Here is a 14,003-nt window from a genome sequence, read left to right as displayed (position 1 = left end):
GGGCGGCCCGGCTCTGCTAGATTGGTCTATACCACAATCACCGGACCCCTCTCAGATCGGCAGGCCCCGCGTGGAAGTTGTCATCGTCCCGGACGCCAAGGCAGGCGGCGAGCTCATCGCGGAGGCCATCGCCGCCCTGGTCCGCCGCAAGCCCGACGCCCTGCTCGGCGTGGCGACCGGCTCTACCCCGCTGCCCATCTACGAGGCCCTCACCGCCCTGGTCGCGGCCGGCCGGGTCGACGCCTCCGCGGCCCGGATATGCCAGCTCGACGAGTACGTCGGACTGCCGGCGGGGCACCCCGAGTCCTACCGGGCCGTGGTGCTCCGCGAGGTCGTCGAGCCCCTGGGCCTGCCGGAGTCCTCCTTCATGGGCCCCGACGGCTCGGCCGAGGACGTCCAGGCCGCCTGCGTGGCCTACGACGCGGCGCTGGCCGCCGCCGGCGGGGTGGACCTCCAGATCCTCGGCATCGGCACGGACGGGCACATCGGCTTCAACGAGCCCTGCTCCTCCCTCGCCTCCCGCACCCGCATCAAGACGCTGACGCAGCAGACGCGCGTGGACAACGCCCGCTTCTTCGACGACGACATCGACCAGGTGCCCCACCACGTCATCACCCAGGGCATCGGCACCATCCTCGACGCCCGCCACCTGGTGCTCCTGGCCACCGGCGAGGGCAAGGCCGAGGCCGTCGCCCAGACCGTCGAGGGCCCGCTGTCCGCGCTGGTGCCGGCCTCCGCGCTCCAGCTGCACCCGCACGCGACCGTCGTCGTCGACGAGGCCGCCGCCTCCAAGCTGAAGCTGGCCGACTACTTCCGCCAGACCTACGCCGACAAGCCCTCCTGGCAGGGTCTGTAGGCACGAAGGGCCGCCCCCGCGCGGCACGCGGCACGCCGAAGGGCCGGGCCCCCCTCCTCGGGGGCCCGGCCCTTCGCGTGTACCCCGGTCCCGCCTGACCCGCGGGACCGGAAAGGGGTGACGCCCCTACGGGACGCGGACGCCCGCGACGACCTCGGCGGCGGCCCGGCCGCACACGCGGGAGGCGCCGTGCGTGGCGACGTACAGCGCCCCGCGCGGCTCCGCGCGCGGCACGCCCATCTCCACGACCACCGTCTGCGGCCGGGCCGCGACCAGCGCGTCCAGGGCCTCGGTCATCCACGGGTGGCGGTGCGCGTCGCGCACGACCGCGACGACGGTGCGCTCCCCCGCCGCGGCGAGGATCTGCTCGGCCGTCGCGCCCTCGGGGTAGGTGCCCGCCTCGGTGTCCGGCACCAGCGCGGCCAGTTCGGCCGCGACGCCCCAGGGGGTCTCGTCGCCGACCGCGATGTTCGCGACGGGCGCGAGCGTGGCGACGTACGGGGCGAGGACGGGAGTCGGCTCCCCGGAGACGACCAGCGCGCGGCGGGCCGCCGTCAGGCCGATGCCGGACGCGCCGCTCCCCTCCGGCAGCGCGTCCGGCCGGGCCCGGCGGGTCCATTCGGCGAGGGCGCGCACCCGGGCGGCGGCGTCGGCGAGCCGCTCCTCCGAGAGCGCGCCCTCGCGTACGGCGGCGACCAGCGCGTCGCGCAGACGCAGCACGGTCGCCTCGTCGGCGAGGCCCCCGCCGACGCAGATCGCGTCGGCGCCGGCCGCGATGGCGAGCACGGAGCCTCGCTCGATGCCGTACGTCCCGGCGATGGCGTTCATCTCCATGCCGTCGGTGACGATCAGGCCCTCGTAGCCGAGGTCCTTGCGCAGCAGACCGGTCAGGATCTGCGGGCTGAGGGTGGCCGGGCGGGTCGGGTCGAGGGCGGGCACCAGGATGTGGGCGCTCATGACGGCCTTGGTGCCGGCCTCGATGGCCGCCCGGAAGGGGACCAGCTCGCGGGCCTGGAGGGTGTCGAGGTCCACGTCGATGCGGGGCAGCGCGTGGTGCGAGTCGACGTTGGTGTCGCCGTGGCCCGGGAAGTGCTTGGTGCAGGCGGCGACGCCGGCGGCCTGGAGGCCCTCGACCCAGGCGGCGGTGTGCCGCGCGGCGAGGCCGGTGTCGGCGCCGAAGGACCGTACGCCGATCACCGGGTTGTCGGGGTTGGAGTTGACGTCCGCGGACGGGGCCCAGTTGAGGTTCACCCCGCACTCGGCCAGGCGCCGGCCCAGCTCGCGGGCGACGTCGCGGGTCAGCGCGGTGTCGTCGACGGCCCCGAGCGCCAGGTTGCCGGGGAAGGACGAACCGCCCTGGACCTCCAGGCGGGTGACGTCGCCGCCCTCCTCGTCGATGGCGACGAGGACGTCCTCGCGCTCGCGGCGCAGCTGCGCGGTGAGGGCGGCGAGCTGCTCGGGGGAGGCGATGTTGCGGCCGAAGAGGCCGACGGCCGTCAGGCCCTCGCCGACCTGGCGCAGCAGCCAGGCGGGGGCGGTGGTGCCCTCGAAGCCGGGCTGGAGGACCGCGAGCGCGTCGCGGGTCAACGTATCCGTGCGGTGCGCAAGGACAGTCATGTGCCGTTATCCCTTCACGGCGCCGGCGGTCATGCCGCCGACGGCCTTGCGCTGGAGGAAGATGAAGATGAGCAGGACCGGGACCGCGAACAGCGAGGACGCGGCCATGGTGGCGCCCCAGTCGTTGCCGAAGGCGGTCTTGAACTCGGTCAGCCACAGCGGGAGGGTCTGCGCGGTCTTGTCCTTGCTGAGGATCAGGACCATCGCGAACTCGTTCCAGGCGGTGATGAAGCCGAAGAGCGAGGTGGACATCAGGCCGGGGGCCAGCAGCGGGAAGATCACCTTGCGGAAGGCCTGGCCGCGGGTGCAGCCGTCGATCTGGGCGGCCTCCTCCAGGGTCTCCGGGACGGCGGCGATGAAGCCGCGCAGGGTCCAGATGGTGAAGGGGAGGACCATCACGAAGTAGATGGCGGTCAGCACGCCGATGTTGTTCAGCATCTCGGCGTCGCGGACGATCATGTACATCGCGATGACCATGACCTCCCAGGGGGCCATCTGCGCCATCATCACGGCGAGGACGAGGCCCTTGCGGCCCTTGAAGCGCATGCGGGCGATGGCGAAGCTCGCGGCGAGGGCGACGAGCAGGGCCAGCAGGACGGCGCCGACGGTGACGACGAGGCTGTTGGTGACGTACGTCCAGAAGTTGTCGACACCGGTGGCCTTCGTGAAGTTGTCCAGCGTCGGCGTGAAGACGAAGACCGGGTCCTTGGTGAGGATCTCGCTCGACGGCTTGAGCGACGAGGAGAACATCCAGTAGACGGGGAAGACGAAGACGAAGGCCAGCAGGACGGCGCCGACGTTCTTGGCGACGGTGCCGGGACGGAGCGGGCGACGGGTGCGCAGCTCCTGCGCGGGCTTGGCGGACGGCTGGGAAGGCGCCGGCTTCGGGGCGGTGGTGGTGCTCACTGCTCCTCCTCCTGCTTCAGGATCAGGCGGAAGTAGAAGGACATGACGACGATGAGGATCAGGATCGTCAGGACGGAGATCGCGGCGGCCAGGCCGTAGTGGAACTGGCTCTGGCCCTCGACGTAGGCGAAGACCGGGAGGATCTCGGAGGCGCGGTCGGGGCCGCCCTTGTTCATGGCGTAGACCTGGGTGAAGGCCTTGAAGACCCAGATCACCTCAAGGAAGGTGGTGATCAGGAAGAAGGGCTTGAGCTGCGGGAAGACGACCTTCCAGAAGGTCTGCCAGCCGTTGGCCCCGTCCATGCGGGCGGCCTCGTAGAGCTCGGCGCCGACCGTGGTGAGGCCCGCGTACATGTTGAGGGCGACGAAGGGGATGGATCCCCAGACCACCAGGATCGTGACGATCACCAGGGTGGACAGGCCCGTCTCGAACCAGTTGTGCTGGTCGTAGCCCGCGAAGCCGGCCGAGCGCATCACCCAGTTGATGACGCCGAACTGCTCGTCGAAGAGCCACTGGAAGACCTGGACGGAGGCGACGATCGGCATGGCCCAGGCCATCACCAGCGCCATCGACAGGACCAGGCGCATCCACTTGCCGAGCCGGTTGAGCAGGATGCCGACGAGGCTGCCGATCAGCATGATCAGGGCGACGTTGGCGAGGGTGAAGCCGAAGCTGCGCAGGACCACGGTCCAGAAGTTCGAGTCACCGAGCAGCTGGGTGTAGTTGTCCAGGCCGGCCCACGGGTACTCGCGCCGCACGAACTCGATCCGGTTGATGTCCTGGAAGGACAGGATCACGTTCTTGATCAGCGGGTACAGCAGCAGGGTCGCCAGGCTGAGGACCGCGGGCAGGATCAGCAGGTAGGGCAGCCACCCCGAGGGCAGCGACTTTCTGGTCCCGCGAGGAGACGGACGACTGGGGCCGGTCGCGGCGTCGGGCGCCTTCGGCCGGCCGGCGGACTTCAGTGGTGCGTCCTGTGGAGCGCTGGTCGTCGCTCCCTGGGAGTGCACGGTCATGTCTGGGCTTCCTCGCGGTTGACTGTGGAGTCAAATGCGCGACCGGGGGCGCGGCAGACGCTGCGGGGCGCCTGCCGCACCCCCCGGTGCGATCACACTGCTGGGTACTGCGGGTGGTGCGGGTACTGCCGGGTGGGACTACTTGTTGATGCGGTTCGCGATTTCCTTGTCCGCGTCCGCGCCCGCCTTGGCGGCGTCCTCACCCTTCAGGACCTTGGTCATGAACTCCTTGATGGGGTTCGGCTCGGTCTCGACGTTCGCCCAGCCGGCGGTGACCGGGGTGATCTTGCCGGAGGTGGCGGCCTTGGCCATCGACTCGGCGAAGGAGCCCGGGGCCGAGGCGAAGTTCGCCGCGGTCTGGTTGGGGAGCAGCGCGCCCTCGGTGGCGGTGGCGTACTTGGTCATCTGCTCCTTGCCGGCGGCGAGGGCCAGCCACTCCTTGGCGAGGGCCTTGTTCTTGGAGCGCTCGGCCACGGCGAGGTTCGAGCCGCCGAGGAAGACGGAGCCCGGCTTGTCGGCGGTCTTGCCCGGGATCGGGAAGTAGCCGAAGTCGCCTTCCTTGCCCGCTTCCTTCAGGGCCTTCAGCGCGCCCTGGGCCTCCCAGCCGAGACCGATCCAGGAGGAGACGCCACCCTTGGGGATGATGTCGGTGGACTGCTGCGGGGTGGCCTCGTCCTTGTCCTTGGGGGCCGTGGAGAAGGACTGGAGCTTCTTGTAGAAGTCCATGGCGGAGGCGGCCTGCGGGGTGCTCAGCTGGCCCTTCCACTTGCCGCCGTCCTTGACGGCGAGGTCGCCGCCCTCGTCCCAGACGAAGCCGGCGAGGATGTACCAGCTCTGGCCGGGGAGGTAGATCGGCTGGGCGGACGGGTCCGAGGCCTTCAGCTTCTCCAGGCCGGCCACCCACTCGTCGCGGGTCTTCGGCGCGGTGATGCCGGCCTTCTCGTAGGCCTTCTTGTCGTAGATGACGACGCGGTTGGCGGCGTACCACGGGGCGGCGTACAGCTTGCCGTCGACCTCGGCGGAGGCGGTCATGCCCTTCGACCAGGCGTCGGCGCCGAGCTTGGCCTTGTCGCCGGACAGGTCGGCGAGGCCACCGGTGACCGCGTAGCCGACGGTCTGGGTGTTGCCGAGCTCAAGGACGTCCGGCGGGTTGTTCTCGGAGAGGGCCGTGGTGACCTTCTCCTGGATGCCCGTCCACTTCTGCTCCTCGACCTTGACCGTCACACCGGGGTGCTTGGCCGAGAACTCCTTGTTGACCTCGTCGATCCACGCCTTCGGTGCGGAGCCGTCCATCACCCAGACGGTGATCTCCTTGGCCGCGCCACCCGACGCGTCGGCCTTCGCCTTGTCGTCGCCGCCGTTGCCGCACGCCGCGACACCGACCATCATTCCCACGACACCGACCGCCGCAATGAGCTTGCGCTTCACGCCACCCTCCTCAGGGATGCTGCCTGCAACTTCCCTCGCCCGCCGCGGTGACGTACCAAGTACTGCCCGTGGGGCCGGGATCTGATCCATATTGGTGTAGACCAGTACCCGGAGCTTGGCCTAGACCTTTAGGGGTGTCAAGGGTCTAATGAGCGGGTGCTCGGTCCGTTATCGGACCGACACCTGGGGGAGGGAGGAGGCCTGTCCGCCCACCCGTGTCACCATGTGACCGCACATATCGGAGGAGCCGGTGACGGCAGCGAAACTGGAGTCGGGAAGGCGGGCGGCGATGTCCACCGAAGGGGCGACCACGGAGCCGGAAGGCGGGGCAGCCACTCGCACGGCGCGCGTGCCCAAGTACTACCGACTCAAGCGGCACTTGCTCGACATGACCGAAACGCTCCCCCCCGGCACCCCCGTGCCGCCGGAGCGTACCCTCGCGGCCGAGTTCGACACCTCCCGGACCACCGTCCGACAGGCGCTCCAGGAGCTCGTCGTCGAGGGCCGACTGGAGCGCATCCAGGGCAAGGGCACCTTCGTGGCCAAGCCCAAGGTCTCCCAGCCCCTCCAACTCTCCTCCTACACCGAGGACATGCGCGCCCAGGGCCTGGAGCCCACCTCCCAGCTCCTCGACATCGGCTACGTGACCGCCGACGACACCCTCGCCGGACTCCTCAAGATCGCCACCGGCGGGCGGGTCCTGCGCATCGAGCGGCTGCGCCTGGCCAGCGGCGAACCGATGGCCATCGAGACCACCCACCTGTCCGCCAAGCGCTTCCCCGCGCTGCGCCGCTCCCTGGTCAAGTACACCTCCCTCTACACCGCCCTCGCCGAGGTGTACGACGTCCGGCTCGCCGAGGCCGAGGAGACCATCGAGACCTCGCTCGCCACCCCGCGCGAGGCGGGTCTCCTGGGCACGGACGTCGGCCTGCCGATGCTGATGCTCTCGCGCCACTCGCTCGACGCCGACGGCGAACCGGTCGAATGGGTGCGTTCGGTGTATCGCGGCGACCGTTACAAGTTCGTGGCCCGTCTGCAGAGGCCCACTCCGTAGCGGGCGGTTGACTCTCCTTCGACCCCCGGTGGACGCTCGTACCGCTATACGGACGGGGACTTACATCCACCGGTCAAGTCCCCGTAGATTCCCTGCGCTTACGCAGATGATCAACGAGGGGACGAGGATCATGCCGGAAACGGAAGCAACAGGGACGGATCGGGCGCCGACATCGGCTGCGGGGCGACTCACCCCGCAGTCGATCGCCGTATGGGTGCTCGTCGCGCTCGTCGGGGCCATCGGCTGGGGCGTGCTGGCGCTCTCACGGGGCGAGGAGATCTCGGCCGCCTGGCTCCTGGCCGCCGCGCTGGGCTCGTACGCCATCGGCTACCGCTTCTACTCCCGCTTCATCTCCCACCGCGTCCTGAAGGTGGACAAGACGCGGGCCACCCCCGCCGAACGCCTTGACAACGGTGTCGACTTCCACCCGACCGACCGGCGCGTGCTCTTCGGCCACCACTTCGCCGCCGTCGCCGGCGCGGGCCCCCTGGTCGGGCCCGTCCTCGCCGCGCAGATGGGCTACCTGCCGGGCACCATCTGGATCGTCGCGGGCGTGATCTTCGCCGGCGCCGTCCAGGACATGGTGACGCTGTTCTTCTCCACCCGGCGCGACGGACGCTCCCTCGGCCAGATGGCCCGGGACGAGATCGGCCCCGTCGGCGGGGCCGCCGCCCTGGTCGCCGTGTTCGCCATCATGATCATCCTGCTGGCGGTGCTCGCGCTCGTCATCGTCAACGCCCTGGCCCACTCGCCCTGGGGCGTCTTCTCCATCGGCATGACGATCCCGATCGCCCTCTTCATGGGCGTGTACCTGCGCGTCCTGCGACCGGGCCGGGTCACCGAGGTCTCCGTCATCGGCGTGGCGCTGCTGCTCCTGGCGATCGTCGCGGGCGGCTGGGTCGCCGAGTCCTCCTGGGCGGACACCTTCACCCTGGAGAAGGAGACGCTGGTCATCTGGATGATCGTGTACGGGTTCTTCGCGTCGGTGCTGCCGGTGTGGCTGCTGCTCGCGCCCCGCGACTACCTGTCCACCTTCATGAAGGTCGGCACCATCGCCCTCATGGCGCTCGGCGTGGTCCTGGCCATGCCCACGCTGAAGATGCCCTCGGTCACCGACTTCGCCGCGCGCGGCGACGGCCCGGTCTTCGCCGGGTCGATGTTCCCGTTCGTCTTCATCACCATCGCCTGCGGCGCCCTGTCGGGCTTCCACTCGCTGGTCTCCTCCGGCACCACGCCGAAGATGATCCAGAAGGAGACCCAGGTCCGGGTCATCGGCTACGGCGCCATGCTCACCGAGTCCTTCGTCGCCGTCATGGCCGTGATAGCCGCGAGCATCATCGAGCCCGGCCTGTTCTTCGCGGTGAACTCCCCCGGCGGCGTCATCGGCGCCACCGTGCAGAGCGCCTCGACGGCGGTGACCAACTTCGGCTTCGCCATCTCTCCGGAGGCCCTCGCGCAGGCGGCGAAGGACGTCGAGGAGGCGAGCCTGCTCTCCCGCACCGGCGGCGCGCCGACCTTCGCACTCGGAATGTCGGAGATCTTCTCCGCCGTCATCGGCGGAGCGGGCATGAAGGCGTTCTGGTACCACTTCGCCATCATGTTCGAGGCCCTCTTCATCCTGACCACGGTCGACGCGGGCACCCGCGTCGGACGGTTCATGCTCCAGGACACCCTCGGCAACGTGCACAAGTCCTTCAAGGACGTCAGCTGGAAGCCCGGCGTCTGGCTGGCCAGCGCGATCGTCGTCGGCGGCTGGGGCTACTTCCTGTGGGTCGGCGTGAAGGACCCGCTGGGCGGCATCAACCAGCTGTTCCCGCTGTTCGGGATCGCGAACCAGCTGCTCGCGGCCGTGGCCCTGGCCGTCTGCACCACCCTGCTGATCAAGTCCGGCCGGCTCAAGTGGGCCTGGGTCACGGGCGTCCCGCTGGCCTGGGACGTGGCCGTCACCCTCACCGCGAGCTACCAGAAGATCTTCTCGGACGACGTGAAGGTCGGCTTCTTCGCCCAGCGCGACAAGTACCAGGGCGGCATCGACGCCGGGAAGGTCCTGCCGCCCGCCAAGAACATGGACGAGATGCACACCGTGGTCACCAACGCCACGGTCGACGGCGTCCTGTCCGTGCTCTTCGCCGTGCTGATCGTCATCGTGCTGCTGGACGCCGCCCGGACCTGCTTCAAGGCCATCGCCGACCCGGCCTCCGTGCGCCTGTCCGAGGTGCCGTGGACCGAGTCGAAGATCGTCGCCCCGGCCGGGCTGATCGCCACCGCCGAGGAGAAGGCCGAACTCGCCGCCGCCGGCCTCGACGGGGGCGGCGGCCGGGTCAAGGAACCGGTCGCGTGAGCGGGGTGCGCGGGGCACTGGCGAAGGCCCGGTTCTTCGTTCGGGAGTTCTCGGGCGAGGCTGCCTACGACCGCTACGTCGCCCACGCCCGCGCACACGACCCCGAGGCCGAGGTCATGACCCGTCGGGCCTTCGAACGGGCCCGCACCGACGCCCGCGAGGCGGACCCCCGCGAGGGCTTCCGCTGCTGCTGAGCGGCCGTCCGCACACGCCGTACGGACGGTACGCGCACGGCCCCGAAGGGCCGCCACAGGGCCCCGCCGCCCCCACCCGGGGCGGCGGGGCCCCGCCGCGCGAACGCCACGCCGCACGACCCCCCGCACCGTCTCCGGGGCCGCCTCAGAGGCCGTGTCCCGGGCCGCTCCCCGCCGTCCAGGCCCCCGCGACCGGCCGCCCCTGACGCACACTCGACGGCATGGACATCGTGATCAGAACGGCCGAGCCCGCCGACTACGCGGAGCTCGGCGACATCACCGCAAGGGCCTACCTCGACGACGGCCTCCTGGACGGCAACACCGACGACTCCTACGAGCGGGCGCTGCGCGACGTCGCCGGCCGGGCCGCCGACGCCGAGGTGCTCGTGGCCACCCTGGACGGCGTCCTGCTCGGCGGGGTGACCTTCGCCCCGCCCGGCAGCCGCATGGCCGACATCGCCGGGCCCGACGAGGCCGAGTTCCGGATGCTGACCGTGGCCCGCGCCGGACGCGGCCGGGGCGCCGGCGAGGCCCTCGTGCGGGCCTGTATCGGGCGCGCCCGCGCCCTCGACGGCGTCACCCGACTGGTGCTCTCCACCCAGGCCCAGAGCCCCGCCGCGCACCGGATCTACGAGCGGCTGGGCTTCGTACGGACCCCCGAACGGGACTGGGCCCCGGTCCCCACCGTGCCCCTGCTCACCTACGCCCTGGAGCTGTACGCCCCCGAGCAGTAGCCGCGCCGACACAACATGTGGGGGCTACAGCATCGGGGCGCCCCCACATGTATGCTCATGGCTGCTGTCGCCGCAGGGGAATCCGGTGCGAATCCGGAACTGTCCCGCAACGGTATGACGTATGCCATTTCGGTGTACTCGCGAGTCCGAGGACCTGCCGACAGCGCGCCCGGCTCGACCGATCCGGGTGCCGACCACGTCCGGGCCTCGCGGTTGGGCCGGTGGACGCCATGCGGTGTGTCGCGATCCGTCGCGCCCGCGTGCGCCCGCTCGCGCCCCGCCCCGCCGATGACCGGGCCGAGCGAGGGAGAGCTCCCCCCGTGACCATCGCGCCTGCCGCACCGCGCGCCGAGTCCGACCAGCCCGCAGCCGCAACCGAGGGCGGGGGCCCCGGTGCCGCGCTGCTGCGCACCCTCACCGAGCTGACGGCCGACCTTCCCGACACCGACCCGGGCCGGGTCGCCGCCGCCGCCCTGCGCGGGCGCAGCTCCGTCGCGGACGAGGCCGAGCTGCGGGGGCTCGCCACGGAGGCCGCGGCCGGCCTCATCTCGGAGGACCCGGCGTACTCCCGCCTCGCCGCCCGCCTGCTGACGCTGGCCGTGGCCGACGAGGCCGCGAGCCAGGGCTCCGTCTCCTTCGCCGAATCCGTCGCCGTCGGCCACCGCGAGGGCCTGATCGCCGACCGCACCGCCGAGTTCGTCGCCGCGCACGCGGCCCGGCTGAACTCCCTCGTCGAGCACGCCCTCGCCGAGGGCGCGGACGACCGCTTCGGCTTCTTCGGCCTGCGCACCCTGCACAGCCGCTACCTGCTGCGCCACCCCATCACCCGTCAGGTGATCGAGACCCCGCAGTTCTTCATGCTGCGCGTGGCCTGTGGTCTCGCCGAGAACGACACGGTCCAGGCCGTCGAGGAAGTGGCCTCGCTCTACCGGCTGATGAGCCGCCTCGACTACCTGCCGTCCTCCCCGACGCTGTTCAACTCCGGCACCCGCCACCCGCAGATGTCCTCCTGCTACCTGCTGGACTCCCCGCTGGACGAGCTGGACTCGATCTACGACCGCTACCACCAGGTCGCCCGCCTCTCCAAGCACGCCGGCGGCATCGGTCTGTCGTACTCGCGCATCCGGGCCCGCGGCTCCCTGATCCGCGGCACGAACGGCCACTCGAACGGCATCGTCCCGTTCCTGAAGACCCTCGACGCCTCCGTCGCGGCCGTGAACCAGGGCGGTCGCCGCAAGGGCGCGGCCGCCGTCTACCTGGAGACCTGGCACGCGGACATCGAGGAGTTCCTGGAGCTCCGCGACAACACGGGTGAGGACCAGCGCCGCACCCACAACCTGAACCTCGCCCACTGGGTGCCGGACGAGTTCATGCGCCGCGTGAACGCCGACGCCGACTGGTCGCTGTTCTCCCCCTCCGACGTCCCCGAGCTGGTCGACCTGTGGGGCGACGAGTTCGACGCCGCCTACCGCAAGGCCGAGGCGGACGGGCTGGCCCGCAAGACCATGCCCGCCCGCGACCTGTACGGCCGGATGATGCGCACCCTCGCGCAGACCGGTCAGGGCTGGATGACCTTCAAGGACGCCTCCAACCGCACGGCGAACCAGACCGCCGAGCCGGGCACCGTCGTGCACTCCTCGAACCTCTGCACCGAGATCATCGAGGTCACCAACGACGGCGAGACCGCCGTCTGCAACCTCGGTTCCGTCAACCTCGGCGCCTTCGTGCTCACCGAGACCGGTGAGATCGACTGGGAGCGGCTGGACGAGACCGTCCGCACGGCCGTCACCTTCCTCGACCGCGTCGTGGACATCAACTTCTACCCGACCGAGCAGGCCGGCCGCTCCAACTCGCGCTGGCGTCCGGTGGGCCTGGGCGCGATGGGTCTCCAGGACGTCTTCTTCAAGCTGAAGATGCCCTTCGACTCCCCCGAGGCCAAGGCCCTGTCGAGTCGGCTGGCCGAGCGCATCATGCTCGCCGCCTACGAGGCCTCCTGCGACCTCGCCGAGCGCAGCGGCCCGCTCCCGGCCTGGGAGCAGACCCGCACCGCCCGCGGCGTCCTGCACCCGGACCACTACGACGTCGAGCTGAACTGGCCCGAGCGCTGGGACGCCCTGCGCGCCCGCGTGGCGAAGAGCGGCATGCGCAACTCGCTGCTGCTGGCCATCGCCCCGACGGCGACGATCGCCTCGATCGCGGGCGTGTACGAGTGCATCGAGCCGCAGGTCTCCAACCTGTTCAAGCGCGAGACCCTCAGCGGTGAGTTCCTCCAGGTCAACGGCTACCTGGTGGAGGAGCTGAAGAAGCTCGGCGTGTGGGACGCCCAGACCCGCGAGGCGCTGCGCGACTCGTCCGGCTCCGTCCAGGGCTTCGGCTGGATCCCGGCCGAGGTCCGCGAGCTGTACCGCACGGCCTGGGAGATCCCGCAGCGCGGTCTGATCGACATGGCGGCCGCCCGTACGCCGTTCCTGGACCAGGCGCAGTCGCTGAACCTGTTCCTGGAGACGCCCACCATCGGCAAGCTCAGCTCGATGTACGCGTACGCCTGGAAGCAGGGTCTGAAGACCACGTACTACCTGCGGTCCCGCCCGGCGACGAAGATCGCCCGCGCCGCCTCCGGCAGCGCCGTCCCGGCCGCCGCCACCCCCCTGCCGCAGGCCGTCGACGCCGACGCGCTTGCCTGCTCCCTTGAGAACCCCGAGTCCTGCGAGGCCTGCCAGTAATGAGCTCCACGGAAAAGAAGAACCTGCTCGACCCGGGCTTCGAACTGACCCTGCGTCCCATGCGCTACCCGGACTTCTACGAGCGCTACCGGGACGCGATCAAGAACACCTGGACCGTCGAGGAGGTCGACCTCCACTCGGACGTCGCCGACCTGGCGAAGCTGACGCCGGCCGAGCAGCACATGATCGGCCGTCTGGTCGCGTTCTTCGCGACGGGTGACTCGATCGTCTCGAACAACCTGGTGCTGACGCTCTACAAGCACATCAACTCCCCGGAGGCGCGCCTGTACCTGTCGCGCCAGCTGTTCGAGGAGGCCGTGCACGTCCAGTTCTACCTGACGCTGCTGGACACCTACCTGCCCGACCCGGACGACCGCGCGGCCGCCTTCGACGCGGTCGAGGAGATCCCGTCGATCCGCGAGAAGGCGCAGTTCTGCTTCAAGTGGATGGACTCGGTCGAGAAGATCGAGCGGCTGGAGACGGCCGCCGACCGCCGCCGCTTCCTGCTGAACCTGATCTGCTTCGCGGCGTGCATCGAGGGCCTGTTCTTCTACGGTGCCTTCGCCTACGTGTACTGGTTCCGCTCGCGCGGCCTGCTGCACGGTCTGGCGACCGGCACCAACTGGGTCTTCCGCGACGAGACCATGCACATGAACTTCGCCTTCGAGGTCGTGGACACGGTCCGCAAGGAGGAGCCGGAGCTGTTCGACGACGCCCTCCAGCAGCAGGTCACCGACATGCTGAAGGAGGCCGTGGAGGCGGAGCTGCAGTTCGGCCGCGACCTGTGCGGCGACGGCCTGCCGGGCATGAACACCGAGTCGATGCGCGAGTACCTGGAGTGCGTCGCGGACCAGCGTCTGGTGCGCCTGGGCTTCCCGCCGGTGTACGGCTCGCAGAACCCGTTCTCGTTCATGGAGCTCCAGGGCGTCCAGGAGCTGACGAACTTCTTCGAGCGCCGTCCGTCGGCCTACCAGGTCGCGGTCGAGGGCACGGTCGACCTGGACGAGGACTTCTAGGAGTTCCAGGAGTTTCGAGGCGGCCGCACCCCCGGGTGTGACGGGAGCCGGGACGCGAGGTGATCGCGTCCCGGCTCCTTCGCGTCCCGATCCTTCGCGTCCCGGGCCGACGGCGTCC

Annotated in this window: 11 protein-coding genes and 1 riboswitch; of the genes, 7 read left to right on the top strand and 4 right to left on the bottom strand. The window is 70.5% G+C overall.

What is annotated here, in order from left to right:
- Window positions 1–70 precede the first annotated feature (70 nt).
- Window positions 71–856: a glucosamine-6-phosphate deaminase gene (gene nagB / locus AB0D01_RS03020; RefSeq protein WP_363053220.1), complete on the top strand. Its 786-nt coding sequence runs from the start codon at window positions 71–73 to the stop codon at window positions 854–856.
- 126 nt (window positions 857–982) lie between these two features.
- On the opposite strand, the gene AB0D01_RS03015 is transcribed toward nagB, so the two are convergent.
- From AB0D01_RS03015 to AB0D01_RS03000, 4 genes are all read right to left on the bottom strand, one after another.
- Window positions 983–2,473 (bottom strand): glycoside hydrolase family 3 protein, encoded by a 1,491-nt coding sequence (locus AB0D01_RS03015; protein WP_363053219.1) that lies wholly within the window; start codon window positions 2,471–2,473, stop codon window positions 983–985.
- Between the two features lie 6 nt (window positions 2,474–2,479).
- The gene (locus tag AB0D01_RS03010; protein WP_363053424.1) at window positions 2,480–3,316 is read right to left on the bottom strand and encodes a carbohydrate ABC transporter permease; all 837 of its coding nucleotides are present in this window, start codon (window positions 3,314–3,316) and stop codon (window positions 2,480–2,482) included.
- A gap of 59 nt (window positions 3,317–3,375) precedes the next feature.
- Entirely contained in the window at window positions 3,376–4,395 is a 1,020-nt protein-coding gene (locus AB0D01_RS03005; RefSeq protein ID WP_363053218.1) for a sugar ABC transporter permease, read from the bottom strand.
- A 138-nt stretch (window positions 4,396–4,533) separates the two neighbouring features.
- Complete coding sequence (locus AB0D01_RS03000; protein WP_363053217.1) at window positions 4,534–5,823, bottom strand: extracellular solute-binding protein; 1,290 nt, start codon at window positions 5,821–5,823, stop codon at window positions 4,534–4,536.
- Between the two features lie 289 nt (window positions 5,824–6,112).
- Here AB0D01_RS03000 and AB0D01_RS02995 point away from each other — a divergent pair, with 289 nt between their 5' ends.
- The 6 genes from AB0D01_RS02995 (at window position 6,113) to AB0D01_RS02970 (ending at window position 13,885) form a co-directional block, all read left to right on the top strand.
- Window positions 6,113–6,877, top strand: a complete 765-nt coding sequence (locus AB0D01_RS02995) for a GntR family transcriptional regulator (protein WP_363053216.1) — start codon at window positions 6,113–6,115, stop codon at window positions 6,875–6,877.
- A gap of 130 nt (window positions 6,878–7,007) precedes the next feature.
- Window positions 7,008–9,218 (top strand): carbon starvation CstA family protein, encoded by a 2,211-nt coding sequence (locus AB0D01_RS02990; RefSeq protein ID WP_363053215.1) that lies wholly within the window; start codon window positions 7,008–7,010, stop codon window positions 9,216–9,218.
- Window positions 9,215–9,412 (top strand): YbdD/YjiX family protein, encoded by a 198-nt coding sequence (locus AB0D01_RS02985; protein WP_363053214.1) that lies wholly within the window; start codon window positions 9,215–9,217, stop codon window positions 9,410–9,412. The genes AB0D01_RS02990 and AB0D01_RS02985 overlap by 4 nt, the downstream gene beginning before the upstream one ends.
- 221 nt (window positions 9,413–9,633) lie before the next feature.
- Window positions 9,634–10,146, top strand: coding sequence for a GNAT family N-acetyltransferase (locus tag AB0D01_RS02980; RefSeq protein ID WP_363053213.1), 513 nt, complete (start codon window positions 9,634–9,636; stop codon window positions 10,144–10,146).
- 41 nt (window positions 10,147–10,187) lie between these two features.
- A riboswitch (cobalamin riboswitch) is annotated at window positions 10,188–10,323 on the top strand.
- Window positions 10,324–10,466: 143 nt separating this feature from the next.
- The gene (locus AB0D01_RS02975) at window positions 10,467–12,869 is read left to right on the top strand and encodes a ribonucleoside-diphosphate reductase subunit alpha (protein WP_363053212.1); all 2,403 of its coding nucleotides are present in this window, start codon (window positions 10,467–10,469) and stop codon (window positions 12,867–12,869) included.
- Entirely contained in the window at window positions 12,869–13,885 is a 1,017-nt protein-coding gene (locus AB0D01_RS02970; protein WP_363053211.1) for a ribonucleotide-diphosphate reductase subunit beta, read from the top strand. The genes AB0D01_RS02975 and AB0D01_RS02970 overlap by 1 nt, the downstream gene beginning before the upstream one ends.
- Window positions 13,886–14,003 lie beyond the last annotated feature (118 nt).

The sequence above is a fragment of the Streptomyces sp. NPDC048606 genome, from assembly GCF_040650855.1.
In the GTDB taxonomy this organism is placed as follows: Bacteria; Actinomycetota; Actinomycetes; order Streptomycetales; family Streptomycetaceae; genus Streptomyces.
This window is presented reverse-complemented; position numbering and strand designations above follow the sequence as displayed.